We start from the raw sequence: 25,086 nt of genomic DNA on the forward strand, positions 1-25,086 counted from the left end.
GGGAATGATCGAAAGACTGACAGCGATAGTTGAAGCACAGACACGAAAATTTAATCGCAGTATGGATCGTGTCAACGATATAATGCGCCGGATGGCTGATCATCACACTGTCGAGATTGACGCCGAAATTGCCAGCTTTCAAGCAAGAGTACGGCAGGCGGCGCAACAAATAGATAATTTTGTTCATCGACATGAACGAACGCGGGTTGATTTAGATGCGGATTCAGACCCTTTAACACGGGCCATCAATTGGGCGAAGCAAAGATTAAGACAGATTCCCCAAACTGTCACCACGCAATTAATGGGGAATGTGCGGCCGTTATCTTCCGCATTGGCACGCGCTAAAGCAGGGCTATCGGCGGTGGCGAACAGAATCACAACGACGATAGACGGAAATCCCACTCCTTTAGGGCGTGCTGTCGCTGTTGCGCGGTCAGCCATAGCATCAGTATCTCATAACGTAACTACCACTTTTAATGCGGCCACGTCGCCTATCATGCGCGGGGTTTCGGCAGTCCGTTCAGCTTTGGCTTCACTGCCAAACAGAATTACCACGGTCATAAACGGAAACACAGCTGCGCTTATGCGCTCTGTAGCAACGGCACGCGCTGCTCTGGCGTCCTTGCCGAGAAAAGTATGGATTAGTATAGAAGCTCGAATTGATCGGTTTGAAACGTCAATGAACAGGCTTGCCAAGATCACAAACTCAGTTTCAACGGTCATCGGTCATTCAATTGCCGGGGCACTAACGTCCCTACTCCCTGCAATCTCGCCAGCCCTTGCAAGTATTGTCGGGGTAATCGGCTCATTGGGTCCTATGCTCGGGGTGGCAGCCGGCGGAGTAATGGGGTTAACCAGTGCATTTGCAACAGCGGGAACAGGCGCGGCGGCATTCGGCGCCCTTGCTATTACTTCGATAAGCGGTGTATTCAAAGCATCCGAAGACCTTTCCAAGCTGCAGGAGAAGCTGGACAATGCAACAAGCGCGAAAGAGCGCGCTAAAATCATGAAACAGATCAATAATCTGCAAAAATCTCTTGGAAAAGAAGAGAGAGAGGCATTAAAGAACCTCGAAGACTTTAAAGACAATTGGCGGGACATCGGTACGATGGTTCAAAAGCCGATCTTAAAAACATTCGGTATGTCTCTAAATACGTTTAAACTCGCGCTTAACTCACTCATTCCAATGTTTGATGGACTGGCAAAAGAGGGCGTGGGACTGGCTAAAAGCATGGACAAGGCTTTTAAAGCTCCGGACATGCAGAGATTCATTTCCTATCTGAACAAAGAAGCTCCGGGGGCGTTTGCTTCATTCGGCCGATCTGCCGGGAATGTCTTACGGACAGTTTTTAATCTGATCGTAGCATTCGGACCGACCGGAAAGAGCATGACAAAATCCATCGAAGGAATGACCCAATCATGGGTGAAGTGGTCAGCGAACTTGGGCTCCTCAAAGAAATTTCAGGCTTTCGTGGAGTATACAAAAACCAACGGCCCGAAACTGCTGCAGATCATCAGAAACTTTTCGGGCGGTCTGACTAAGCTGTTTACTGGATTCGCTCCTATGTCTCAAGACATGATGACATCGCTGGTAGGTATGACAAAGCGGTTCAATGAGTGGGCTGGCAGCGTTACGAAAACAAAAGAATTTCAATCGTTCATTGACTATATCAAAACTAACGGCCCTACAGTATGGAGCACATTGGGGCAGATCGCGAAGACTATCATCAACTTGCTTGTTGGCATGGCTCCACTCGGCAAAACGATCTTGGAGAATGTAAACGGGTTTTTGAAATTTACTAATGCGGCGATGGAAGCAAACCCGGCAATTGGGAAGTTCATTGCAGCGGGCATTTCATTAATCGGTGCTTTAAGAGCTATTGTTCCGGCGATAGTAGCAGTCAGTGCTGTTACCAACGGTCTTAAAGATTTTAAAGATGCAGCTGAATATCTACGAACCTTCAAAACCACAGCTGCGGGTATAAAGCTGGCCGGCCTGATTGGTCAATTAAAATCAGCGATAGCAACTATGGGACAATTCATTGCGAAGTATACAGCGATGGCAGCAAGAGCAACAGCTAATGCTGTTAAAATGGCGGCGTCATGGACTGCGATGAAAATCAGCTCTTTCATAACAATGCTGAAAAACGGCATTAAGCAGATGGGGCTTTTCATTGCCAGAATAACTGTTTTAGCGGCAAAATCAGCAGCTCAAGCAACACGAATGGCAGCGGCGTGGACTGCGGCAAAAATCAGTTCATTTGTGTCAATGTTGGCGGCAGGAATTAAGCAAATGATCTTATTTGGTAAACGCTTGGTCATTCTTGCGGCTCAAGCGGCGGCAAACGCGGCGCGAATGGCAGCGTCTTGGATCATTGCAATGGGGCCTATCGCTTGGATTTCTGCGGCTGTTATAGCCTTGGTTGTCCTCATCATTGCCAATTGGGACAAGGTCAAGCAGTATACCCTTCAAGTTTGGGGCGTCATATCTCAGTGGCTTCAATCTGCATGGGAAGGCATTAAAACAGCAGCCACAACAACATGGAACGCAATTACGTCGTTCTTCTCTACTGTTTGGAATGGAATTGTATCGGCAGCTAAAACCATTTGGAACGGGCTATCAGCCTTTTTTAAATGGGAATTCAATCTATACAAAACCATTTTCACAACGGTTTGGAACGCTATAAAATCCTTCGCCACAACAGTTTGGAACGGAATTATTAGTGTAGGTAAATCCACTTGGAATGGCTTGAAAACATTCTTTTCATCAGTCTGGAATGGGATGAAAACCGCATTCACAACAGTTTGGAACGGCATTAAGTCATTTGCTACTTCAACTTGGAACGGCATTGTGTCAGTCGGGAAATCTGTCTGGAATGGATTAAAAACATTCTTTACTAATTTATGGAACGGGGTAAAGAAGGTTTTTACAGCTGTCTGGAACGGAATCAAGACGGCGGTCACGGCAGTCTGGAAAGGCATGGTTTCTGTCGGGAAGACAACATGGAATGGATTAAAAACATTCTTCACCAGTTGGTTAAATATGCAAAAGAAAATCTTCAGCACTGTTTGGAATGCGATAAAAACTGTTGTTACCACAGTATGGAAAGCTGTATCTTCTACAGCCAAGAGCATTTGGAATGGGTTGAAGTCATTTTTTAGCAGCACGCTGAATGGTATCAAGAGTGTTTTTACAAGCGTATGGAACGCCGTCAAAGGTTTTGTGACAGGACTCTGGAAAGGGCTCGTGAGTACAGCGAAAAGCCTATTCAATAGTATGAAAAACGCCATTTCGGGTGCAATGAAAACAGCAAAATCAACAATTACAAGCATATGGAACGGTGTCATGAAATTTTTCCGTGGCATTAACTTATGGCAGATCGGTAAGAACATTATCCAAGGCTTGATAAATGGTATCGGCGGAATGGCTGGAGCTTTAGCAAGTAAAGTGAAATCAATGGCAAATGCAATTCCTAACGGCATGAAAAAGCTTCTGGGAATCCATTCTCCGTCAAGGGTAATGCGTGACCAGGTCGGTTATCACGTCGGCACTGGTATGGCGGCTGGTATTGATAAATCGCAGGCCAAAGTAAAAGCGGCCGCGGCAAAAGCAGCAAAAGCGGCTCAGAAGGCGGCTGAAGTAAAGGTATCCAACAAAATTAAGAACGCTGAAGTGAAATATGACACCAAGAAAATGGGCGCCGATACGTATATCAAAACATTGCAGAAGATTCAGAAGCAAAACAAGCTGACCAGTGAGCAAAACCGAAAAATCCAGCGTGAGATATATCAGGCATCCAAAAGCGCCTCTGATAAACAGAAGAAGCTACTGAAAGAGCAGCAGCGCAAGGAAGCGAAGGCGAAACTGGCGTATACCAAGAAAGTATCAGATCAGATTAAGAAAGCTGAGGCAAAATACGACACAGGAAAAATCAGCGGGAATACCTATATCAAAACGCTTGAGAAAATCAAGAAGAAGAACAAGCTGAATTCTGACCAGCAAATAAAGGTTCAACGGGAAATCTATCAGACTCAAAAAGCGACGGCTGATAAGGCCAGAAAGCAGAAGGAAGCCGAAAAGAAAGCGGCTGACAAACTTAACAAGGGCATTCTTTCTGCAAACAACACTTACCTCTCAAAATTCAAAAGCGTGAATGATAAACTGACTGCCGATATTAAGGCGGCCAACGATGCCTATAAAAAGGAGCTGCAAGACCGAACTGACGCGATTTATAACGCCATCGGTCTATTTGACGATGTCTCAAGTGAAAAAGTGAGCGGCTCAAAGCTGACTGCAAATCTTAAAAAGCAGCTGGACAAGATCAAGACGTTCAACAATGACATTTCAAAAATAGCAAGCCGGGCACCGAAGGCATTCACAGACGAATTGAAAGAAATGGGTATCGGGTCAGCTGATCAGATTAATGCGATTTCACGCATGACAGATTCCGAGTTAAACGAGTATGTCAAGCTGTGGCAGGAAAAGCATAAGCTGGCGAGCACTCAGGCGGAACAAGAATTAACTGGACTGAAGAACGAGACTACCAAGAAAATAGTTGAATTACGATCGGCCGCAAACAAAGAACTGGCACTTCTGAAAAATGACTATCTCCGCAAAATTGAGGAGCTTACAGTCGATGTAAAACAACTCGGTTCTCTCAAGAAAAGCGGAAAAGCCATCGGGTCAAATACTATGGCCGGCATTATTTCTGGAATGCAGAACATGAAGGGTGAGCTGGCGAAAGAAGCAAATTCCATCGCATCGACGATTGAAAAAACCATCAAGAAGAAGCTCAAAATTCATTCCCCATCAAGGTTGATGCGAGATCAGGTAGGGATCATGGTTCCTGCTGGTATTGCTGTGGGGATTCAGAATGGCATCGGCACTGTTCAGAAAGCAATGGGAGCTGTCAGCGATGCCATGACTATTCAGCAGGAGGATGTCAATTTTGCTTATGATACATCCATTTCTAGTGGTGATCTTGGCACTGTTAAAAAGGAATTGAGCGCGGACATCCGAAACCTTGAATTGCCTGACAGAATGATTGTTGTTGAGATGGACAGCAAGAAAGTCGGTCAAGGTGTAGAAAAGCCTGTCACAAATGCACAAAAAAGGTCAAACGCAAGGAGGACGAGATTTAATTGATCAATTATCAGGAGCTGCTGCCTAACCGATGGAAAATCACATTTGATGGCATTGATATATCACCCTTCTTTTATGTGAAGTCTACGGGCGGCCGAGGCGTGACAGGGAGGGAAGTGAATACAGCCACTATCGGGAATCGTCCGGGAGGTTTCCTGCGGGACACAAGAATTCCTGTAAGAGTCATAACCATTGAGGTTCTGTTCGCCTTCAGCAGTGAAGAAGAGCTGAAGAAAAAGCAGGAGGAATTGACTTTTATTCTGCACACTGAAGAGCCAAAACCGTTAATTTTTTACGATGAGCCTGACAGAGTCTATAATGCTATCTTTGAAAGTATTTCAGAAGGCGAAGAACGGGGAGGTTTTCAGATTGCAACATTGACTTTTATCTGCCCCGATCCCAAAAAATACGGCCCGGCGAAGGATTTTGAATTTAATTCAGGCATTCAGACTATCACTAATCCGGGCTATGCAGCCGTAGACCCGACAATCGAATGCGTTTTTGAAGAGAAAGCCACTTCATATGAGGTGGCTCTTCTTAATGCTGATGGATCTGTATCAAAAACAATCAAGCTGCTGTACGATTTCATCGCTGGTGACACTCTTGTAATTGATTCAGCAAAAAGAAAGGTCACTTGCAGCGGTAATTTAATCATGACAGCACTTCAAATTCAATCAGATTGGTTTCTACTGCCGCCCAAGACGCCAGTTAAAATCAAATTCAGTCATAAAAGCAGCATCAAATTTAATGAGGCATATTTGTAAGGAGGTCCGGTCATGGCTGACATTTATATACTTTCACCAGATGATAAATTATTGACAGTGCTGTCCAGCCACGGACGAGAAACCTGTACGTTCTGGGATGCGAAATACAAGGAAGAGCTCAACAAGGGCTCTTCTTTTTCTTTTGTAGCAGACGCTTCCCACCCTGATGCTCGCTTCCTATTCGAAGAGAATCAAGTGGTATTCAAGGATAAGGACGGTGTACTGCGTCTCTTTGTCATTAAGGAATTGGATGATACAGACGAAGAAGGAGAGACAAACACTCTGGTTACGTGTGAAGCGGCTATGATGGAGCTTGCCGAAACCTTTGTAAAAGATTTTCGCCCCACCAATAAAACTGCTCAGTTTGTACTGGACAACGTTCTTTCTCGGTCAAGATGGGTGGCGGAAGTAACGGCGGAGCTTGGGGTGAATTCGACTACCTTCTATAAGAAAAAAGCGTTGGATTGTATTGCTGACGTGATCAATATATGGGGCGGAGAGCTTCAGGACACTATAGAATTTGATGGAAATAAGGTCGTCAAACGAATCATAAAAATACTTCCCCGTCGCGGTAAGGACGGCGGGAAGCGCTTTGAGAGTGATAAGGATACAACGAATATCCGGCGGACTGTCATCAGCTACCCAGTGACAGCCCTGTGGGGGTACGGGGCATCCATTCCATCTACCGATGAGGAAGGAGAGGAAACGGGCGGTTATTCCCGTTTTATTGATTTCTCTGAAGTAGAATGGAAAAAATCAAAAGGCGACCCGGTCGATAAGCCTTTAGGCCAGGAATGGGTTGGCGATCCGGATTTATTAGAACGATTGGGGCGCCTTAAAGATGGAAAGCTGATCCATCGGGAAGGCCAGTTCAATAATGAAGACATAACGGAGCCGGAAGAGCTCTTAAAGGCCACATATGATCATTTGATTACGACTGCATGTAAGACAGAAATCAATTACGAACTGTCCGTGCAACTGCTCGAGAGCGTGCCGGGACACGAACACGAACATGTGGAATTGGGAGATACAACGATCGCAATTGATCGAAATTTCGCTATCCCAATTGAGACATCACAGCGCGTTATTTCAATGGAATACGATATTACCGATCCTGAAAATACTTGCGTTGTTGAGATCGGGCAATTTTTATCGGCATTACAAAAAGACGGTAGGCTTGAGCAGATTGAAAGTGTGATCGAAAAGAACCGTGGCACTTGGGAAAGCAAACCGGACGCCGGAGAGGTTACGGACGGCAGCTTCCCTGACAAAGCCCCGCCTGTTCCGTCGAATGTAACCATCAAGCCTATGTTTCAGAATGTGGCTTTGACATGGGACTATGATCCGTCCAGTTTTATTGCTGCCTATGAGGTATATGCTTCACAAGTAAATGGGTTCACCCCATTAAAAGAGAATCGCATTTTCAGAGGCAAAACAAGCGGATATGAGCATTTTACGGGAGTAAATGAAGTTTGGTATTATCGTTTGCGCTCAATCAACACACGAGGCACAGCAAGCGAATTCACGGATCAGTTTTCCGCGACCACTCAGCGCATTCTGACGGATGATATTGTTTTTGGAGCGATCACAAAGGAAAAGCTGGCCGAGCTGGCTGTTGACGCTGATAAGCTTTCCAGAAACTTTGATGATGCCAATATTTTGCCGGGTTCATTATTGGATAGCAACTGGTGGTATGCCTATTCTGGCTCAAAGTACACGATAGACAAAAAAGAATTCAATGAAATGACAATTTATCAGGATGGAAACAAGGCTTTTGGTGTGTGTCAACTCTCTGTAAAACAGACGATGTCGCTTGTAAAAGATCAAGTATATACGTTGTCTTTTGAAGTGAAACGAAATAATACAACAGATATATCTTGGAATCACCTGAAAAAAGGCAGCACGTTTATTTCCTTGGATTCAAGCGGGCTCACAGACATAAGCAATTACCCGGCTGATGAATTCGTGAGAGTGAATATTCAATTCACGGCACCGGAAACCGGTAATAATTACACAATTGGTTTGGGCGGCCGTGGTTCGGATGATAACAGTAATTGCAGTTATGTCGTAAGAAAAGTTCAAGTCAGAAAAGGATCGGTAATTAAAGTATATGGCTACAGTCCCTATGACGTAGCCCTGGTTGATGGGGTCATCACGAATAACTATCTCGCAAACCTTGCGGTCGGTTCCGCCAATATTCAATCAGCCGCGATAACATCAGCGAAAATTGCAGACGCGGCGGTAGGATCTGCTGCTATTGCGAACGCCGCAATTAAAAAGGCGCATCTCGGAACGGCCATAATTGACACTGCGCATATCATTGACGGCGCAATTACAAACGCAAAAATCGCCAATTTGTCTGCTGATAAAATAAATGCCGGCACGATCAAGGGGATCACGATAGAAGGTTCTTTGATAAAAGGAGCCCGGTTTGAGCCAATCTCAAACTCGGATTCACTGACTGCCTATATTGAAGCGGGTACAATATATCAAAGAAAAAGAGCAAGTGAAGGTTTAAACTATGATGTTTTAGAATTGACAGCTTCATCATTCTCACAAAGAAGGCAGGCTGAAGATACAAGTGGGAATGTTAAATATGACATAAACCGTGTGTTAATCGAGAATGGCACAATTACGATAGATGGAGGCAAAACATTTCCGGAAGAAACTTATACTTCGGCACTGAAAATCTATTCACAAAATCAAATTGATACTCGTGATTCAGCTGGCACATATTTTGATTTTTCGCTGAACAATGAGGTTGTTATGCAGTTGAAAAACACTGTAAATTACGACGGCTTAGTTGGAGATAGATATGAAGCGGTTTTGGAGCACAAAAAATCAAGATTTGTGATAAGAAATAAAGACAGTGGGTGGGAATTCTTGCAGGTTATGAGCCCTTTTGCAAGTAAAGGAGGCTCTTTTGGTCCGGTTAAATATCGAATTAATGAGAGCGGCGATGTAATGCTGCGGGGCTTTTTGAGAAAAATGGGCGCTGGGGAGCTGCGTGATTATGTAATTTGCAGTCTGCCTGAAGAAGTTGCACCGGAGTATCAGCAAATCTTTCCTGCTTACGTTTGGAATGGAACTGGAAAGGAACGTTTTACTGTGTACCCTAGCGGCGATATAAAGCTATTCTATGGACCGACTGACGGCCGAGAATATGAAGTGTCAATTAGCAACATTCATTTTAGACCAAAAGATAAATAGGTGGGATTGCCATGAAAACTTTTTTAGGAGTTGATAAAGAAGGTTTTGTAAACGACGTGTTTTATCAGAGTTCTGAAGATCGTGAGCCGCCTGAAGGTTTTTATGAAGCTCCGGCCGAACAGTTTTTTATGGTTAAAAGAGATTTTGAAAATAACTGCTGGACTGAGGGCTTATCAACGGAAGATATTGAACGTATTAAAGAAGAAAGCGAAGGTTCTCAAACGGATGAAGAGGAAAATTTAAAAGCCAGAACTCTTGATCTTCAGCGTGTTTGCAATCTCTTAATGAATCAATCATAAGAAGCGGAGGAAATTTCATTGGAGAATCGAAGCGTTCTCTTCGGTTTTTTTGAAGACTGCTGGAAAAATGGAACTGTTTTGACCGTTGAAATGAAAAAGGCTGTTGAGAAAGGCCGCATCACACAAGCGGAATATGATGAAATTACAGCAAAAGAGCGCGGTAATGCGTATCCAGATCAAGAATAGGGAGGGGAACAGGATGCAAGAAATGACAAAAGAGCAGCTTCAGGAACAGCTACAGATTGAAATCTATAACTCCATTTCACTCCAGGAGGAATTGAATCAAAAGAATAAGGAACGTGCCGAATACAAGGCTTTATATACATTTGCGGAAAAGAAGCGAAAGGAACTTCAAGAACAATTAAATGCTGCACTGTCAGCAAATGAAGGCCGTAGTGAACCAGCACCTGTAACCGAATAGGTGTTTTTATTTTGCCTCGAAGGAGGTGATCAAAATGGAGGGAATACATGTGTGGATGAATTTTGAAAGCTTACAGATCGCAAGAACATATCTTTTCGGGGAGGTGAAATACCTTGACTTGCTTCTGATCCTCAGCATCTTGGATGTCATCACCGGAATTATCAAAGCGTGGAAAATGAAGCAGCTTCGGAGCCGCAGTGCGTGGTTTGGATATGTCCGGAAGATGCTCAGTTTTATGGTGGTCATCGTCGCAAACATTATTGATACGATAACAAATTTGAACGGTGTTCTGACCTTTGGAACCGTTCTTTTTTATATCGCAAATGAGGGTCTGTCCATCACGGAGAATTTGGCGCAGATCGGCGTTAAAATTCCGGCCGTCATCACTGACCGGCTCCATGTAATTGAAAGCGACAACGATCAGAAAACAGAAAAAGACGATCAAGCAGCTGGTTAATCCGGCTGCTTTTTTTGAATCCAAAAACAGAATAGGAGAGATTTTATGTCAGCATACAGAAACCAATATATTGATATTAATAAATGGACGCGGCCGGGAATCAAAAACAACGGCGTGAAGAAACTTGTGGTGCATTACACGGCAAACCCCGGCGCGCCTGCTGCCAATCATTATAGATACTTTGGTCAAACGCTCCCCGCACAGAACAGAAATCTATCTGAGAAGAAACAGACGTTTGCTTCTGCACATATCTTTGTCGATCGTACAGAGGCTATTTGTATCATTCCGTTGAATGAGGTGGCTTATCATGCGAATGATGTCCAACAGATTGTTAACGGGCAGCCTTACCGGGGTGTCGCGGCGCTGAAGCCGAATGCGAATTTCTTATCTATCGGCGTGGAGCTTTGCATTGAAAAGAACGGCACTTTCCATCCGGATACCATTGCCCGTGCAGAACAAGTCTGCGCTGAGCTATGCAAGAAGTTTAAACTTGATCCGATCAATGACATCGTGCGGCACTATGACATTACACACAAAATCTGTCCGGCCCCATGGGTAAGCAGATCCCAAGGGTTTACTGATTTTAAGAATGGAGTAAAAGCGCGATTAGGTGGGGTAGTAATTAACAAACCAACTAACAACAAATCGAAAACCAACACCGATTCGAATAAAGGCCGTTTTATCAAAAACACGGTGGTTTCAAGTGACGGCCTTGTTTTACGTACGCAACGGAGCGCCTCTTCTTCCATGGTGCTTAACCTGCCGAATGGTACGGTTGTAAAATATCAGCTTGGATCAACTGTCAACGGATGGGGATATGTTGAATACACCAATTCAAAAGGCCAGACATTCCACGGCTATGTGAATGTTTCCTATATCAAAAGCGATAACGAGCTGAAAAGCGGCGGCAAGAAGAAGGTAACAGCCTCAAAGCCTAAAAACACTCAGAAATCAAAATTCAGCCTGCCTGCGGGTACTTTTAAAGTCACAAGCCCATTGACCCGAGGGGAGGCCGTAAAACAAATTCAGACGGCGCTGGCGGCTCTTCATTATTACCCCGATAAGAGCGCAAAGAACTTCGGAATAGATGGCGCATACGGGCCGAAAACAGCAAATGCGGTCAAGCGATTCCAGTCTATGTATGGCCTGTCTGCTGATGGCATTTACGGGTCAAAGACGAAAGCAAAACTTGAATCACTATTGAAGTAATCCTAAGCTGCCTCCTTTTTCTAAGGGGGCTTTTTATGAGTTAATCTTGACGTAGAACAATTAATAACTCTTGACACAATATGTAGATAAAATAGGTGATTACGGTCATTTCATCTACATATTGTGTTTAGAGTGCTAAAAAGTTGGGCATGAAGAAAAAAACACTACATATGGTATGTCATTTTGTTTTCGAAGAACAAAATGTAGTATTATAAAGTTTTTGATTAAAAAAATCAAGAAAAACTTCAAATAAACCCTCGCAAATCATTGTATAAATGACGATAAAAGAGTAAAATCAAACTAAAATAACCGAGGAAGAAAAAATTGATCAAATGTACTTGTCGGATTGAGTCATTTTGCAACCATCTTCATCAGTTGATACTTGAAATAAATCAGTTGCATAGTGATTTTTCAACCAACTTCAGCTTAAAACAAGATGTAAAGCATGTTCATTTAAAAAAAACTCAAATAAGACACGTAACAGAAGTTACAGAAAAAAGGAACATTTTCTCAATCGACAATGATTTTTTTATTTTGCTCCAACATTACGCAGATAAACTAGAAGATATTGTCATTTATAATGACTTGGAATATCTGTACAGTGAATTTGATTTGCGGCTTAGAGTAAAACAACCAGATTCCATTGTCAATAAGCTTAAATATTATCGTGTGGGAAAAAAAGAAAGCGGGCAAATAGCTTTAAGAAAGTGCCTGAATGATTTGTTGGGTATTCGAATAACAATTGACTCTTTTGACCATAATAATAAATGCTTTCAGGACATGTGTGAGTTGTTGAAAAAACAATACAAAATAAATTGTATGGATTCTTCCAAAGGCGACTACAAAGCATTTCATTTTTATTTTTATGGTGAGAGTACTTTTTTCTTCCCATGGGAGCTTCAAATCTGGAGAACAGACGATAAAGAAGCGAATAATCGTTCGCATCAACTTCATAAACAAGCTTATAAAGGTTGGGCGTCGATTTATAAGAATTCCACAGAAGTGGAGAAGTAGAGGTGATAAACATGGCATTTCATTTTATCGCGATCATTAGTGATTTTTCTGGTGGTAGAAGAATGGGCTGGCACTATTCAAGTGAAGAAAGATTGGATAAAAACTACATTTCCGACTTCTTTGAAAGAGTTAAAGAAAAATGTGGCATGGTTCAATTCGGAATTCACAAACTATCAACCGATTCAACTAGTTGGAAATCTGTAACCGAGAAAGATTCCTTTTTCGATGATGTTTATGTTACAGAAGATATTTCAACCTTTATAGATGTGATCTCAAAAGACAAAGAACTAACCGCATATGATGTGGCGAAATTTGTCCTGTCTTTTAAACCAGCGTCTCACTTAAAATTACAAAAACTACTTTATTATATCTATGCGGAGTTTTTGTTGAAAACAGGGGAAAAGCTATTCAAAGAACCTATAGTAGCGTTTAAATATGGGCCAGTTATTGAGAGCATTTTCTATAAATACAAAACTCATGGCAAAAGTGAAATAGATTATGAAGAAGATGCTTCTATAAAGCTTCGTACAGACGATGTAGTAATAACACCTTCTTTTATGAAGATTTTATCTTCTGAGTATGGAATTGAAGCTCTTGGATGTATTATAGAAGTTCTTGTTAAGTACGGACGATATAGTGCATTTGGTTTAGTTGAAAAAACTCATCAAGATGGTGGGCCGTGGCATAGAGTATACAAACCAGGTCAAAATTGTGTAATAACTGATGAACTTATTACTCAATATCACCAACATGCGCTGTAAAAAAACTCTCATTTAATTGAGAGCTTTTTTTATTCTAAAAAATCCACACCTTTTTATGCTTATCCCATTTCAACATACGTTCCCTCATCAAATTTTTCACAGCAGCACGTATCGTCTGCTCATCTTTCCCGGTTTTCCTTTTCAATTGTTCCATGGAGGGATTTTTCCCGAAGCGGCTCATATTAAAAATAATCCGATACACTTTCCGTTCAAAATCGGTCATTGTGAATCAACTCCTAACGGGAGTATAAACGAATTTAGTTTCCGATTTCAATTTTGGTCACACAATTGGTCACGCTTTATAAATTCAAATATGAATATCAATGAAAGATATAAGGAAAATCGAGCGAAAAAACAAATATCGAATTACTTAAATGAATAGGAATGTATGTTCTTGAAAGTGATTGATTTATGGGCGGCATGATGTAAAACCGACAAAAAACCCTTGATTTACAAGGGTTTGTCGGCAACGGACGTCATTTTGATGCCCCTTTGATCTATTTATGAATGTTCGAGGCTTCTCACAAGTTCAATGAATTTGTGAGAGGCCTTTTTTTATTTCTATCATTAATCTCAAATTACGAATAAATTAGAATAATTTATTCAATTGCATCAAGGTATATGACTTTGTTACAAATCTTGTAGAAGGATTTGTGTTCATAGGTTTTATTCTTTACATCTTTTGAAGTAAGAGTAGATACTCTTAATTTGTCATACGTTTGCCACCTTTAAATGAAAGTACCATACTAACAAAAAATAAGGAGTGGGAAAAATGGATGAAATGGTAAAAAAAGTTCAACAATGGGTAAATCTTGTTTACTTAAACAGGCCAGGTTATGTAAAAATTGATGAAAATGGAAAAACAGGGTGGCCTGTGATTGAGGCTTTGATTACAGGATTACAAATTGAAGAAGGAATTACGTCAACTACTGGAACATTTGGACCGGCTACTATGGCAAAATGTCCTACATTATCAACTAAATCTGATTCTTCGAATGAAAAAACAAGAAATCAAATTATGATTCTTCAAGGTGCATTGTATTGCAAGGGATATAATCCAACTGGTTTTACAGGAACCTATGGTGATGGTACAAAGGCTGCTATAAAAAAATTTCAAACTGATGCAGGGTTGTCTAATCAAGATGGAATTGCAACTCCTATAATCTTTAAAGCGCTATTAAATATGGACGCTTTTGTAAATGTAGGAGATGCCAAAATTCGTAATATTCAACAAGAGCTGAATCGGAAATATTATAAGGTCACTGGCCTTAATCCATGTGACGGTAGATACTCCCGACAAACTAATGAGGCTTTAATTTACGCACTCCAGGTCGAAGAAGGAATAGCAGAACCAACTGGAACATTTGGACCTGCTACAAAATCAAAATGCCCGACAATCTCAATGGGTAGCACAAAAGCTAATTTTGTAAAGCTCTTACAATATGCTTTGTACTGTAATAATCGTAATCCAGGAAGATTTGATGGTATCTTCGATGAAAATATGAGAACAGCACTTATTGATTTTCAAAGGTTTTCAGCATTACCTGCCGATGGAGTGGCTGGAATGCAGACCTGGGCATCTCTTTTAGTAAGCAAAGGTGACGAAGATAGGAAAGGAACAGCTTGTGATTGTGCGACACCAATTAATGCTGCCAGAGCAGCAACTTTGAAATCCAACGGGTATAAAACGGTTGGGAGATACCTTACTGGATCGCATCAGATGACGTTGCCTGAATTAGAGACTATATTTGCTGCAGGTCTTAGCGTATTTCCAATTTACGAGAGAAAATCAACTGAAGCTTCTTATTTTACAGAAACTCAAGGGGTATTCGATGCAAGAGCAGCTATTGGTGCGGCTAAGGGATATGGTTTTAAAGAAAATACTATTATTTATTTTACTGTAGATTACGACGCTGTTGACGGTGAGGTTACCAGTCGTATACTCCCTTATTTTAAAGCAATTAAAAGGACATTTGCCCAACTCAATAGTGGTTATCAAATTGGTATTTATGGCGCGAGAAATGTTTGTAGCCGCGTGGCCGCAGCAGGTTACTCAGTCAGTAGTTTTGTATGTGATATGTCTTCAGGATTTAGCGGTAACCGCGGCTATTCACTTCCCACCGATTGGGCATTTGACCAAATTAAAACAAGGAGTATAGGGGATGGGCTTGGGAAAATAGAGATTGATAATAATATCTCATCGGGCAAGGATAAAGGCGTTAATTCTATAGTTTATAATAAAGAAAATAGTAACGATTATGTTTCGACGACAAATAATAAGTTCTTAAATCAATTAAAAGTTTTATATAATACAGCAGTAGATTATGTTACTAAAAAGGAAGGAAATAAACCTAATCCGGTCGGGAATATTACTCAACAGGCAAATGAATTAGTTGCCCAGTATCTAAGAAAAGATGAATATGATGGTTTATTGTGGATTTTAACAGCGGATTTTATTGACTCAGATTTTGTTAAAATAGCTGATGATGTATTGAAGGGACAAGAAAAGAGAATCCTGATAGATCCAATTTCTAAACTGACACTAGATGACGCACATATGATGGCCACTTTTAATGCAATAATTCATAGTTCTGTAGGAATGATACAAGATCTTGCAGGATGGGCAGGTGATTTAATTACAGTAGGGGGAGACACTGTCAAATATAATGCTAATTATAAAACAACTTATGATGCTGCAATAGATTTAATAGGAGGTCAAATTGGTACATTTGGACTTCCGGATTTATTAGGAGATGTAGACGCTGTTAACCTTGCTATGAATACAAGAACAGGGATTGCCTCACAACCAGTTTACAAGGTATTTGAAGAATACTATACTACCGGCTATAGTACAAGATACTCTCAATTTTTCAAAAACAGATTTAATAATTCATTTGAAGCAGTTACTAAGGATGCAGAGTACTATTTAAACACCAACAATCCTGTCTGTTTGGAATTTAAACAGCATTTTAGTGTTAATAATTATACCCAAGAGGATGGTCAAGCAATTGCACAAGCATTTGCAGATTGCCTTAAAGAAAAAATAAAATCTGAATAATTAATTCTTCCCAAAAGTAAATCGCTGTTTTGATTTACTTTTGGGAAAAGCGTTATAATGCATATTATGAGGGGGGCGCATATCATTGTGATACAGTTAAAGATTATATATAAGGCAGTATTAGTAATTTTAATAAGTGCCTGTTTTTTATTGTTTAATGGATGGTATTTTCATAAATGTATTATTGATCCGCATTACTACCAATTAACAGATTTTTCGGAAGAAGATATTCAAATTTTTGAGCATTTTTATAATATTGATCTACCTTCAAACACGAAGTTTATTAAAGCAGAGCAATTTGAAACAGGGATAGGTAATTATTCTGCGATTTTGTACGTATCATTACCTGCCAAAAAGGTAAAGCCTTTAGTTTCTGACTATTCTTATATGCCTATCTTTTATAACAATAGGTATACAGTATTTTATGGTGTTAATATTACAAGCAACAATAAGGAAACAGCACAAATTACATTTGGAGCAGACGATAGTTCGCTGAATGGTTCTTTATGGAGTAAGCAAGTAAGGAATCTCTTAGAATCGAAAGGGAAGTATATTGGCGTTTCAGATGAAACTTATGTTATTTCTGCGTTTATAATTAACATCGTTTTTATTGCATTAATTGTTTGGATCTTGAAAAAGAGCAGAAGAACTAGAGTTTGAATGAAGAAATATTTGAACTCACCAGCATAATGTTGATTAGGAATACTTAAGGGTATATCGGACAGAAAGAGTTTTCATTGCACAGATCTTTATTAAATAATAACACTAAGCCAATTTTAAATGCAGATCAAGAGTATTATAATAGTCTTGTTTTCTCAAGATATAAGCTATTATAAAAATAAATTTAATAGTATGGAAGGAAAGAGAAAGGGGGAAACATGAGGAGATATTTAGGGATAGTGTCACTTATCATGCTGTTATTCACATTGTGTTTTCTACCCATATCCATTGGGCGCTTGGAATTCTAGGAATAGTTGTGTGGGAGGGGCGTAACATATGGTTTCTTGGATTGAATATCAACGATATAATATTCTGCACCACTCATTATAGACTAGAAGAAATGCACTAACTTTATGAAAATACAACCGACTTACAAGGTGTTTTTGATAAAATTGTACTTCAGGCTATCAATCATAATAGCCGGACGTGTCTTCACTTATTTTAAAGCCAATGTCCAACAAGAGTAAATGCACAAGAAAACAATCGAAAAGATATACAAAAATTCACATACACAATAACTGACTGAAAAGGCTTTGATGATATAGATCAATTCTTAAATGTGTTCATCATACCCTCTGCTTTAGAACTGCACAAAATCAAAGATCCGTTGAAAAGTCATCACCCTGCATGTATGGGAAAACCATAAGAAAAGAAGAGGTTGGAAAAAACACTTAAAGTTTCAGGAAAAATCCTATGAAAAAATAGAACGCGATTCTGCAGATGAAAATAATAACTGATTCGTTATTTCGAGCAGGCAAATAAAATGCGCGCGAACAAATTCTCCTCACATCCGCCTACTAGAATTGAAAAAAATAAAATTTTTTGTAAAAGTGTATTTGTTTAACACTTTGTAATTTTTTATTCGAGTATATGGGTTTATTGGCCACCTTGGCAAAGGTTTTATAGATGATACTTCAAATTTTAAGATTCATTTCACAAGAAACTCAAATTTGCATTAATATTAATAAATTTCTATCATACTTATTCATTTCTCAGAAGAAGGATATGGAAAAACCTCTTTTTTTTAGGGGGATATGTTATTATAATTGTGGATTTAAAATATTAAAAAGAAAAGGGGAATTTTAAAGATGAAAAAGTTAGTAATGACACTGTTTACAGCAGCACTTTTGGGAGTTATCATTTTCGCAGGTGGGTCAGAAGCATTTGCTATGGATTCGAAAGGTACAATCAAATTTAAAACAGATGCTAATACATATACGAAAAGAGCTACTTCCATTGTGGTTACTGGTACTTTGGCTAGGGATTTAGATAATGGCTTTTCAGTAATTATATTAAATAATAAAGGTAAAGTAATTGCCAGAAAAGATATTTTGCATAGTATTGGTTCACGTAATTTTCGTGTGAGTTTTTCAACGAAAAATCTTCCTGCAGGTAAGTATGATGTGCAAGTTGGACAGGAGTGGGGAGGAAGATATTGGTCAGGTGAACTAAAACATTATATTACAGTACAGCATTAATACGGCTGTATAAGTATTAACCTCTTCTTGTTAAAAAGTTTAACTTTAGAAATTTGTTTTCTGTGAAATATTAATTTTTCAATCAAGGTATCTTAATCAATTTACTGTACTGATAAAGATACCTTTTTATCTTTAAAAACAACAAGGTTATGAGTGTTTTTCAAAGCTCGTACCGCTAGCCGCAATGTAGTTGTCTTTTAAATGAGAATGTCCATTTGCTCCACCTCACCCCGAATCCCAATCCCAGGCTCCCACGAATCAATCAGACGAATCGCCTTCTGATTCGATTCGATCGCTTTCGGTTTCTCTCCTTTACGGTACAACAGCTGTGCCATTCCGTAATAGTAATAGATCAGCTCAACTTGATTGGCGTTATGTTTGTCATAGAGCATCTGTTCAAAGGCTTTTTCCGCTTTTTCGAGCTGATTACACTTCACGTAAGCCATGCCCAAATTGAAATAGGCTTCTATCGTTTTTTCGCCGCCGTATGCGGCGCTGGTTGTGTTTGCCGCTTCGTATAATGTGATGGCTTCTTCGTAGTGAGAATGGGCGAAACTCAGGTCGCCGCGGACCAGAAGAACCCTGTGCCGGATAATGGGCGAGACGGGCTGATCTTTTATGTCGTCCAGCATTGCTGCCGCTTTTTCCGGGTCTCCGGTTTTTAACAGCAGCCTCGATTGCAGGGCGAGCCCCCATACTTTCAAGTCGTCGTGATCCGGCGCTCCTGATTGTTCCAGAATCTTCAGGCCGGTTTCTACCTGCTGCAAAGCTCCGTCTAAATCATTGACTTCCATCAGCGCCCAGCCTGCCGTGTCGATCCTGAAGTAAGCTTCCCGCGTGTGTTCGCCTGATTGACGGGCGGCATCGGCGGATTTTAATCCGTATTCGATTCGCAGGGGCAGGTTGATTCTGCTTAGAAAATGACTGATACGGGTGATGAGTTCGATCAGGGTTTCATGTTGTCCGGTTTCGCTTGACCATTCGATGACCTTTAGGATATTCGGCCATTCCTTTTTCATTTGCTCTAAATTCCGTCCCAGCAGATAGCTCCAATAGACAGAATTGGGCTGTTCCCGTTTTATATGGGTTTCCGCATAATCAATATAATAATGCGCCCAGCGGCTGCGGGCTTCTTTTTCAAATTCCTGATGTTCGGATAAGTGCTGTTCTCCGTAAGCAACAACGGTTTGATGCGCTGAGTACTGTGTTCTTCCTTCGTTTCGTTCCGGCTGAATCAGGGCATATGACCGCATTTGTTCAATAGCGAAATGAAAACGGCGGGCGTCTAATCCGGCCGCTGCCGCTAAACTTTTCTCATCAGGGGGCTTAGCGAAAAAGCAAAGCGTCTGCCATAGTTTCCGTGTGTCTTCATGACATCTGTCCCATGTGCGGCCAAAGAGAACCTCAAACAATTCCAATAATGAGTAGCCCGCTTGTTTAAGTTCTTGAATGAGCTGCGGAGCGGGGATGTCGTCGTCCGACATGTAAGCGATACTGAGTGCCATGGCCTTCGGGTTGCCGGCGGCTGCCGAGATGAATTCATTCTTAAGGTCAGGCGATAGCTTCAACAGCTGCTCCAGCTTCTCCCGTTTATGCGGGAGGTTGCATGTTTTCAGACAGCGGTGCACTTCTTGCTGAAAAAATTCAAGGGCATCCGTTTGCTCAAGGCCGCTCAGCTGGATGGCCTCCATTTCTCCGAGGCCGTCCCGGTATGTTTGTTTTACGTTTTCCCGCGCCGTAAGGAGGACTTTTACACCTTGCGGAAGGCTGATGATAAATTCGTGAATGTCACGTTCCGCCATATCGATGCTGTCAATAATCAGCAGTACGGGTTTTTCGTTTGAATGAGCGGCTAATGCATTGCGGACGACGAACCGTTTCTCGTTGATTGATTTGTCGATTTGTTCGGTGCGTCCGAGGTGATAGGCGATCGTGTTTAAAAAATCGCTGAAGCTCAATCCTTTCCAGTCAGCACTGATCCAGATGATGCTGCAAAATGCCGTCCAATCTGAAGAACCGCCGATACACGAATAGGCCGCTTCAAGGGCGATTGTCGTTTTTCCCATGCCGGCCCAGCCGGTGATTAAACAGACCGGTGACGGAGACAGCATCCATTGCCGGATCGCTTCCATGTCAAAGCCGCGGCCGATAAAGTTCCCCGTCCGGCGTGACGGCAGGTTATGTGTCACAGGCTGTTCTGTAAGCGCATTCGTTTCAAGGCCGGGGCTGTCCTGAAACAGCCGCTTCACTGCCTTTTCAACATCTTCATCACTCGGCGCTCCGAATGATCCGTCTTTCCGGAGTATTTTTGCTTTTTTTAGACAGGACGCCGTCCAAACGGGCAATGCGGGTTTGATGACGGGAATGGTGGTGGTTTCCAGAAGGCCGGTCAGCCATTCAGGACCCATGTCAGTCTTTTCTATAATGATCCAGATCATGCCGAACAGCTTTCCGTCGTCAATTCGTCCGGGGATATAGTTTGCGCCCATCTGTCCGATCCAGCTTTTGATCGTATTAGAGGAAACGCCTAATCTGAGTGCAATTTTGTCTATATAAGTCTGTCCTGCTTTTATGTTTTTTGTCCTTTTGACTTTGTAATCAGGATGAAGTTTCAGCGATTTGACGGCAGGTGCCAGCAGTTCTGCAAATTGTATCCGGTTTTCTAGTTCAGCCATTTAGCCTGCACCTCCTATTAGTACTATTTTATCAATTCAGTGTTTTTTGTATATGAAAAAATAAAAAGTACAGTGCGGCTGTCCTTTTATACAGCAGGAAAGGCTGTTGAACGTCTTGAAAAGAAGTTAAAATGGTGGCAGTAACAGAGAAAACAAAAATGTATGCACTTACATTTCAGAGCAGAGAAAGGAATTTGCCAAATGACTCACAAAGTGCCTCAAAACATGAAAGCGGCGGTTATGCATAACACGAGAGAAATCAAAATCGAAACATTGCCCGTTCCTGACATCAATCATGATGAAGTGCTGATAAAGGTGATGGCTGTCGGAATTTGCGGATCGGATCTGCATTACTATACAAATGGCAGAATAGGCAATTATTTGGTGGAAAAACCATTTATCCTCGGTCATGAATGCGCGGGAGAAATTGCCGCCGTCGGATCGTCTGTCGATCAATTCAAGGTGGGAGACCGTGTTGCTGTCGAACCTGGTGTCACGTGCGGACGCTGTGAGGCGTGCAAGGAAGGGCGTTATAATCTTTGTCCGGATGTGCAGTTTTTGGCGACACCGCCGGTTGACGGCGCGTTTGTCCAATATATCAAAATGCGTCAGGACTTTGTTTTTTCGATTCCGGATTCTCTTTCCTATGAAGATGCGGCTTTGATTGAACCGTTTTCTGTCGGCATTCATGCGGCCGTGAGAACGAAGCTTCAGCCCGGGGCAACGATTGCGATCATGGGAATGGGCCCTGTTGGGTTAATGGCCGTTGCGGCAGCGAAAGCATACGGGGCAGGCACAATCATTGTGACCGACTTGGAGCCGCTGCGATTAGATGCCGCGAAGAAAATGGGAGCGACGCACGTCATTAATATCCGGGAACAGGATGCCGGTGAAGAAATCAAAACGATCACAAATGGCAGAGGCGTTGATGCTGCTTGGGAAACAGCGGGGAATCCGGCGGCATTGCAATCCGCACTGGCTTCCGTGCGCCGGGGCGGAAAATTGGCGATTGTCGGTTTGCCTTCACAGAACGAGATTCCGCTCAATGTGCCGTTTATTGCAGATAACGAGATTGATATATACGGGATCTTCCGTTATGCCAATACGTATCCGAAGGGAATTGAATTTCTCGCTTCCGGCATTGTGGACACGAAGCATCTTGTAACGGATCAATATTCACTGGAGCAGACGCAAGAGGCGATGGAACGGGCATTTCAATATAAAAATGAATGCTTAAAAGTGATGGTGTATCCAAATCGCTGAGTGAACGGGGAGAATCTTTGCATTCTCCCTCTTGTTTACTGGAAATGAAAACGGATTCTTGGGGTGGGATATGATGATTGAAACAGAAAAAGCAGCGGCAGTAAAGGAAACATCACGGCCTGACCTGGATCGAACGGATCGGATACGGATTCGGCGATATGTCGTACAATATTATCTTTCAATTTGTAAACGCATACTTATTATTCTACTATACAGACATCGGCGGCATTAAGCCTGCGGTGATAGCAGCTTTGTTTCTGATTGTAAGAGTGCTGGACGCTATTTTTGATCCAATTATGGGCGTGATTTTAGACAAGACGAGCACAAGATGGGGAAAGGCAAGGCCGTATTTGCTGTGGGTGGCGTTTCCTTTTGCGTTATTTACGTTCTTATGTTTTACGACCCCAAATTTTGGCGAGACGGGGAACATGGTCTATGCGTACATCACCTATATTCTGCTTGGGATGTCCTTTAGCATGCAGACGATTCCGGTCAACAGTTTAACGGGGCGGATGACGAATTCCGTGGAGGAACGAACGGTTCTGACGACGACCCGGATGATTTTGGTTTATATCGGAATTCTGTTATCGATCTCCTGTGCGACACCGCTTGCGGACGCCATCGGCGGGACAAACCAGGCGTTTGGATTCCAGATGACGGCGCTTATCTATGCGGCGGTGAGCATCGCTTTGAATCTGTTCAGTTTCTTTACTGTACGGGAGCGGATTCAGCCTGAAAAAAGAAAAAAACAAGGAATGAAAAAAACATTATCTGTTTTGTTCCGAAACAAGCCTTTGCTCATTTTGGTTTCTTCATTTTTGGCGTTTGCGATCGGGTTTAACATTAAACTCAGCACGATGGTGTACTATTTTACGTATAACGTCAACCATAAGGAATTTGTGTTTTTAGGAACCGTGTTGTTTTTCGGGGCAGCGCTGATCAGCAATCTGTTTATTCCTTTCTTTTCAGAGAAGAGGGGCAGAAAACAAGTCATGATAATCACGGCAGCGTTATCGCTTATTTCTTACGCAGGCCTTCAGTTTACATCGTATTCTTCGATTCCGCTTATTTTCTTTTGGCTTTTCGTTTCTGGGTTTTTCACGACGCCTTTGAATACCCTTGCTTGGGGAATGGTTGCCGATTGTGTTGATTATGCGGAATGGAAAACCGGAGTCCGCGCTGATGGCGTGGTGATTTCGAGCATGAGTTTTATCAATAAGCTCGGAGTCGCGTTAGCCGGGTCATTCTCGGCTGTTTATCTCGGAATCGCCGGGTATGCCGCGAATACCGAGCAGACGGCATCGTCATTGAATGCGATTAAAAATATGAATGCGCTCATTCCGGGATTGTTCATTCTGCTGTCTATTATTCTCATTTCTTTTTATCCTTTAACTGAAAAAAAATATAAGCAGATGATGTCTGACCTGGAGCAAAGAGCTGCAAGATAAGTATACGTAAAATTTAAAATATTCTATGTAAACGGTTGTATTTATGACAGAAAGCACTATACTGAAACTATAATCGAGAACTGACAAATGAGTGTGATAATGTGGGAAACCAATCTGTTATTTGTATTGGAGAATTGTTAATTGATTTCTTTTGTACCGATGTGGATGTTGATTTGACGGAAGGACGCAATTTCTTAAAAAGTGCAGGCGGCACACCGGCGAATGTGTCAGCGGCCATCGCGAAGCTGGGCGGAGACGCGGCTTTCAGCGGAAAAACAGGCAAGGATCCGTTTGGGTACTTTCTGAAGCAGACTTTAGACGCCGTACACGTCGATACTTCTATGCTCGTCATGGATGAGAAAGCGCCTACAACGCTTGCGTTTGTTTCATTAAAACAAAATGGGGAGCGCGACTTTGTTTTTAACAGAGGAGCGGATGCTTTGTTTACTTTGGAGGATATTGATCTGGAAAAGGTAAACGATGCGAAAATCCTTCATTTCGGTTCAGCGACGGCATTGTTATCAGATCCGTTTTGCGAGGCCTATTTACGGCTGATGTCGATTGCGAAAGACAATGGACAGTTTGTTTCCTTCGATCCTAACTACCGCGAGGATTTATGGAAGGGAAGAGTTTCAGAGTTTATAAGCACCGCAAAAAAAGCAATTGCCGTAAGTGATTTTGTGAAAGTCAGTGATGAGGAGCTTGAGATCATCAGCGGTGCGAAGGATCATAAAGAAGGTGTTGCAATCCTTCATGAGATCGGGGCCGGCATTGTGGCGGTGACACTTGGGAAAAGCGGGACCCTTCTTTCAAATGGGAAGGATCTTGATATCATCCCGAGCATTCCGGTGACATCAATAGACTCAACGGGAGCGGGAGACGCGTTTGTCGGCGCGGCGCTGTATCAGCTGGCACGCACGGATGAAATTCAGACGGCAGCCGAAGATTTTGCGAAGCTGCGTGATATTGTGTCATTTGCCAATAAGGTGGGGGCGCTCGTGTGCACCAAAATCGGTGCGATTGATGCTTTGCCGAGCTTAAAAGAGGTTGAAGTGTCTCTGTAAAATATCGGGGATGTTTCTTGAAAGTCAGCGGACTTCAGGAGGCATCCTTTTTATTTAGGTCTGAAACCCTTTGTGATATACGGTATACTTTATAGGGATATC

At 41.9% G+C, this 25,086-nt stretch carries 17 protein-coding genes and 1 pseudogene; 16 read left to right on the forward strand and 2 right to left on the reverse strand.

All coding sequences use genetic code 11. From position 1 onward, the window contains the following. The first annotated feature begins 4 nt into the window (after window positions 1–4). The 10 genes from MHH91_RS03290 to MHH91_RS03335 all read left to right on the forward strand — a co-directional run bounded on the left by MHH91_RS03290 (window position 5) and on the right by MHH91_RS03335 (window position 13,278). Entirely contained in the window at window positions 5–5,146 is a 5,142-nt protein-coding gene (locus tag MHH91_RS03290; RefSeq protein WP_340978653.1) for a hypothetical protein, read from the forward strand. Beyond that, on the forward strand, window positions 5,143–5,907 hold the full coding sequence (locus MHH91_RS03295; RefSeq protein ID WP_340976947.1) for a distal tail protein Dit: 765 nt from the start codon (window positions 5,143–5,145) through the stop codon (window positions 5,905–5,907). The genes MHH91_RS03290 and MHH91_RS03295 overlap by 4 nt, the downstream gene beginning before the upstream one ends. Before the next feature lie 12 nt (window positions 5,908–5,919). After that, window positions 5,920–9,117, forward strand: coding sequence for a prophage endopeptidase tail family protein (locus MHH91_RS03300; protein WP_340976949.1), 3,198 nt, complete (start codon window positions 5,920–5,922; stop codon window positions 9,115–9,117). Between the two features lie 11 nt (window positions 9,118–9,128). After that, window positions 9,129–9,416, forward strand: coding sequence for a hypothetical protein (locus MHH91_RS03305; RefSeq protein WP_340976951.1), 288 nt, complete (start codon window positions 9,129–9,131; stop codon window positions 9,414–9,416). Between the two features lie 18 nt (window positions 9,417–9,434). Beyond that, on the forward strand, window positions 9,435–9,602 hold the full coding sequence (locus MHH91_RS03310) for an XkdX family protein (RefSeq protein ID WP_014304515.1): 168 nt from the start codon (window positions 9,435–9,437) through the stop codon (window positions 9,600–9,602). 13 nt (window positions 9,603–9,615) lie between these two features. Continuing rightward, window positions 9,616–9,837, forward strand: a complete 222-nt coding sequence (locus tag MHH91_RS03315) for a hypothetical protein (protein ID WP_015239639.1) — start codon at window positions 9,616–9,618, stop codon at window positions 9,835–9,837. 34 nt (window positions 9,838–9,871) lie between these two features. Next, window positions 9,872–10,294: a phage holin family protein gene (locus MHH91_RS03320; protein ID WP_015239640.1), complete on the forward strand. Its 423-nt coding sequence runs from the start codon at window positions 9,872–9,874 to the stop codon at window positions 10,292–10,294. A gap of 45 nt (window positions 10,295–10,339) precedes the next feature. Then, window positions 10,340–11,503, forward strand: a complete 1,164-nt coding sequence (locus tag MHH91_RS03325) for an N-acetylmuramoyl-L-alanine amidase (RefSeq protein ID WP_340976959.1) — start codon at window positions 10,340–10,342, stop codon at window positions 11,501–11,503. Window positions 11,504–11,827: 324 nt separating this feature from the next. After that, window positions 11,828–12,517 (forward strand): hypothetical protein, encoded by a 690-nt coding sequence (locus MHH91_RS03330; protein WP_014304519.1) that lies wholly within the window; start codon window positions 11,828–11,830, stop codon window positions 12,515–12,517. An 11-nt stretch (window positions 12,518–12,528) separates the two neighbouring features. After that, window positions 12,529–13,278 (forward strand): Panacea domain-containing protein, encoded by a 750-nt coding sequence (locus MHH91_RS03335; protein WP_014304520.1) that lies wholly within the window; start codon window positions 12,529–12,531, stop codon window positions 13,276–13,278. A 34-nt stretch (window positions 13,279–13,312) separates the two neighbouring features. Here MHH91_RS03335 and MHH91_RS03340 read toward each other — a convergent pair whose 3' ends face one another. Further along, complete coding sequence (locus MHH91_RS03340; protein ID WP_041481838.1) at window positions 13,313–13,501, reverse strand: hypothetical protein; 189 nt, start codon at window positions 13,499–13,501, stop codon at window positions 13,313–13,315. A 549-nt stretch (window positions 13,502–14,050) separates the two neighbouring features. Between MHH91_RS03340 and MHH91_RS03345 the strand changes: the two genes are divergently transcribed. The 3 genes from MHH91_RS03345 to MHH91_RS03355 all read left to right on the forward strand — a co-directional run bounded on the left by MHH91_RS03345 (window position 14,051) and on the right by MHH91_RS03355 (window position 18,534). After that, window positions 14,051–16,336, forward strand: a complete 2,286-nt coding sequence (locus MHH91_RS03345) for a glycoside hydrolase domain-containing protein (protein ID WP_013351244.1) — start codon at window positions 14,051–14,053, stop codon at window positions 16,334–16,336. Between the two features lie 57 nt (window positions 16,337–16,393). Beyond that, entirely contained in the window at window positions 16,394–16,996 is a 603-nt protein-coding gene (locus MHH91_RS03350) for a hypothetical protein (protein WP_014469835.1), read from the forward strand. A gap of 1,148 nt (window positions 16,997–18,144) precedes the next feature. Further along, window positions 18,145–18,534 (forward strand): hypothetical protein, encoded by a 390-nt coding sequence (locus MHH91_RS03355; RefSeq protein WP_013351245.1) that lies wholly within the window; start codon window positions 18,145–18,147, stop codon window positions 18,532–18,534. Between the two features lie 197 nt (window positions 18,535–18,731). Here MHH91_RS03355 and MHH91_RS03360 read toward each other — a convergent pair whose 3' ends face one another. Continuing rightward, the gene (locus MHH91_RS03360) at window positions 18,732–21,209 is read right to left on the reverse strand and encodes a tetratricopeptide repeat protein (RefSeq protein ID WP_014469836.1); all 2,478 of its coding nucleotides are present in this window, start codon (window positions 21,207–21,209) and stop codon (window positions 18,732–18,734) included. Between the two features lie 201 nt (window positions 21,210–21,410). Here MHH91_RS03360 and gutB point away from each other — a divergent pair, with 201 nt between their 5' ends. The 3 genes and pseudogenes from gutB to MHH91_RS03375 all read left to right on the forward strand — a co-directional run bounded on the left by gutB (window position 21,411) and on the right by MHH91_RS03375 (window position 24,984). After that, window positions 21,411–22,472: a sorbitol dehydrogenase gene (gutB, locus tag MHH91_RS03365; protein ID WP_014469837.1), complete on the forward strand. Its 1,062-nt coding sequence runs from the start codon at window positions 21,411–21,413 to the stop codon at window positions 22,470–22,472. Window positions 22,473–22,545: 73 nt separating this feature from the next. Then, window positions 22,546–23,920 (forward strand): annotated as a pseudogene (locus MHH91_RS03370) (MFS transporter). Between the two features lie 101 nt (window positions 23,921–24,021). Further along, window positions 24,022–24,984: a carbohydrate kinase family protein gene (locus tag MHH91_RS03375; RefSeq protein WP_014471533.1), complete on the forward strand. Its 963-nt coding sequence runs from the start codon at window positions 24,022–24,024 to the stop codon at window positions 24,982–24,984. Window positions 24,985–25,086: the final 102 nt, after the last annotated feature.

Source organism: Bacillus sp. FSL K6-2819, from assembly GCF_038008305.1.
GTDB lineage: Bacteria > Bacillota > Bacilli > Bacillales > Bacillaceae > Bacillus > Bacillus amyloliquefaciens.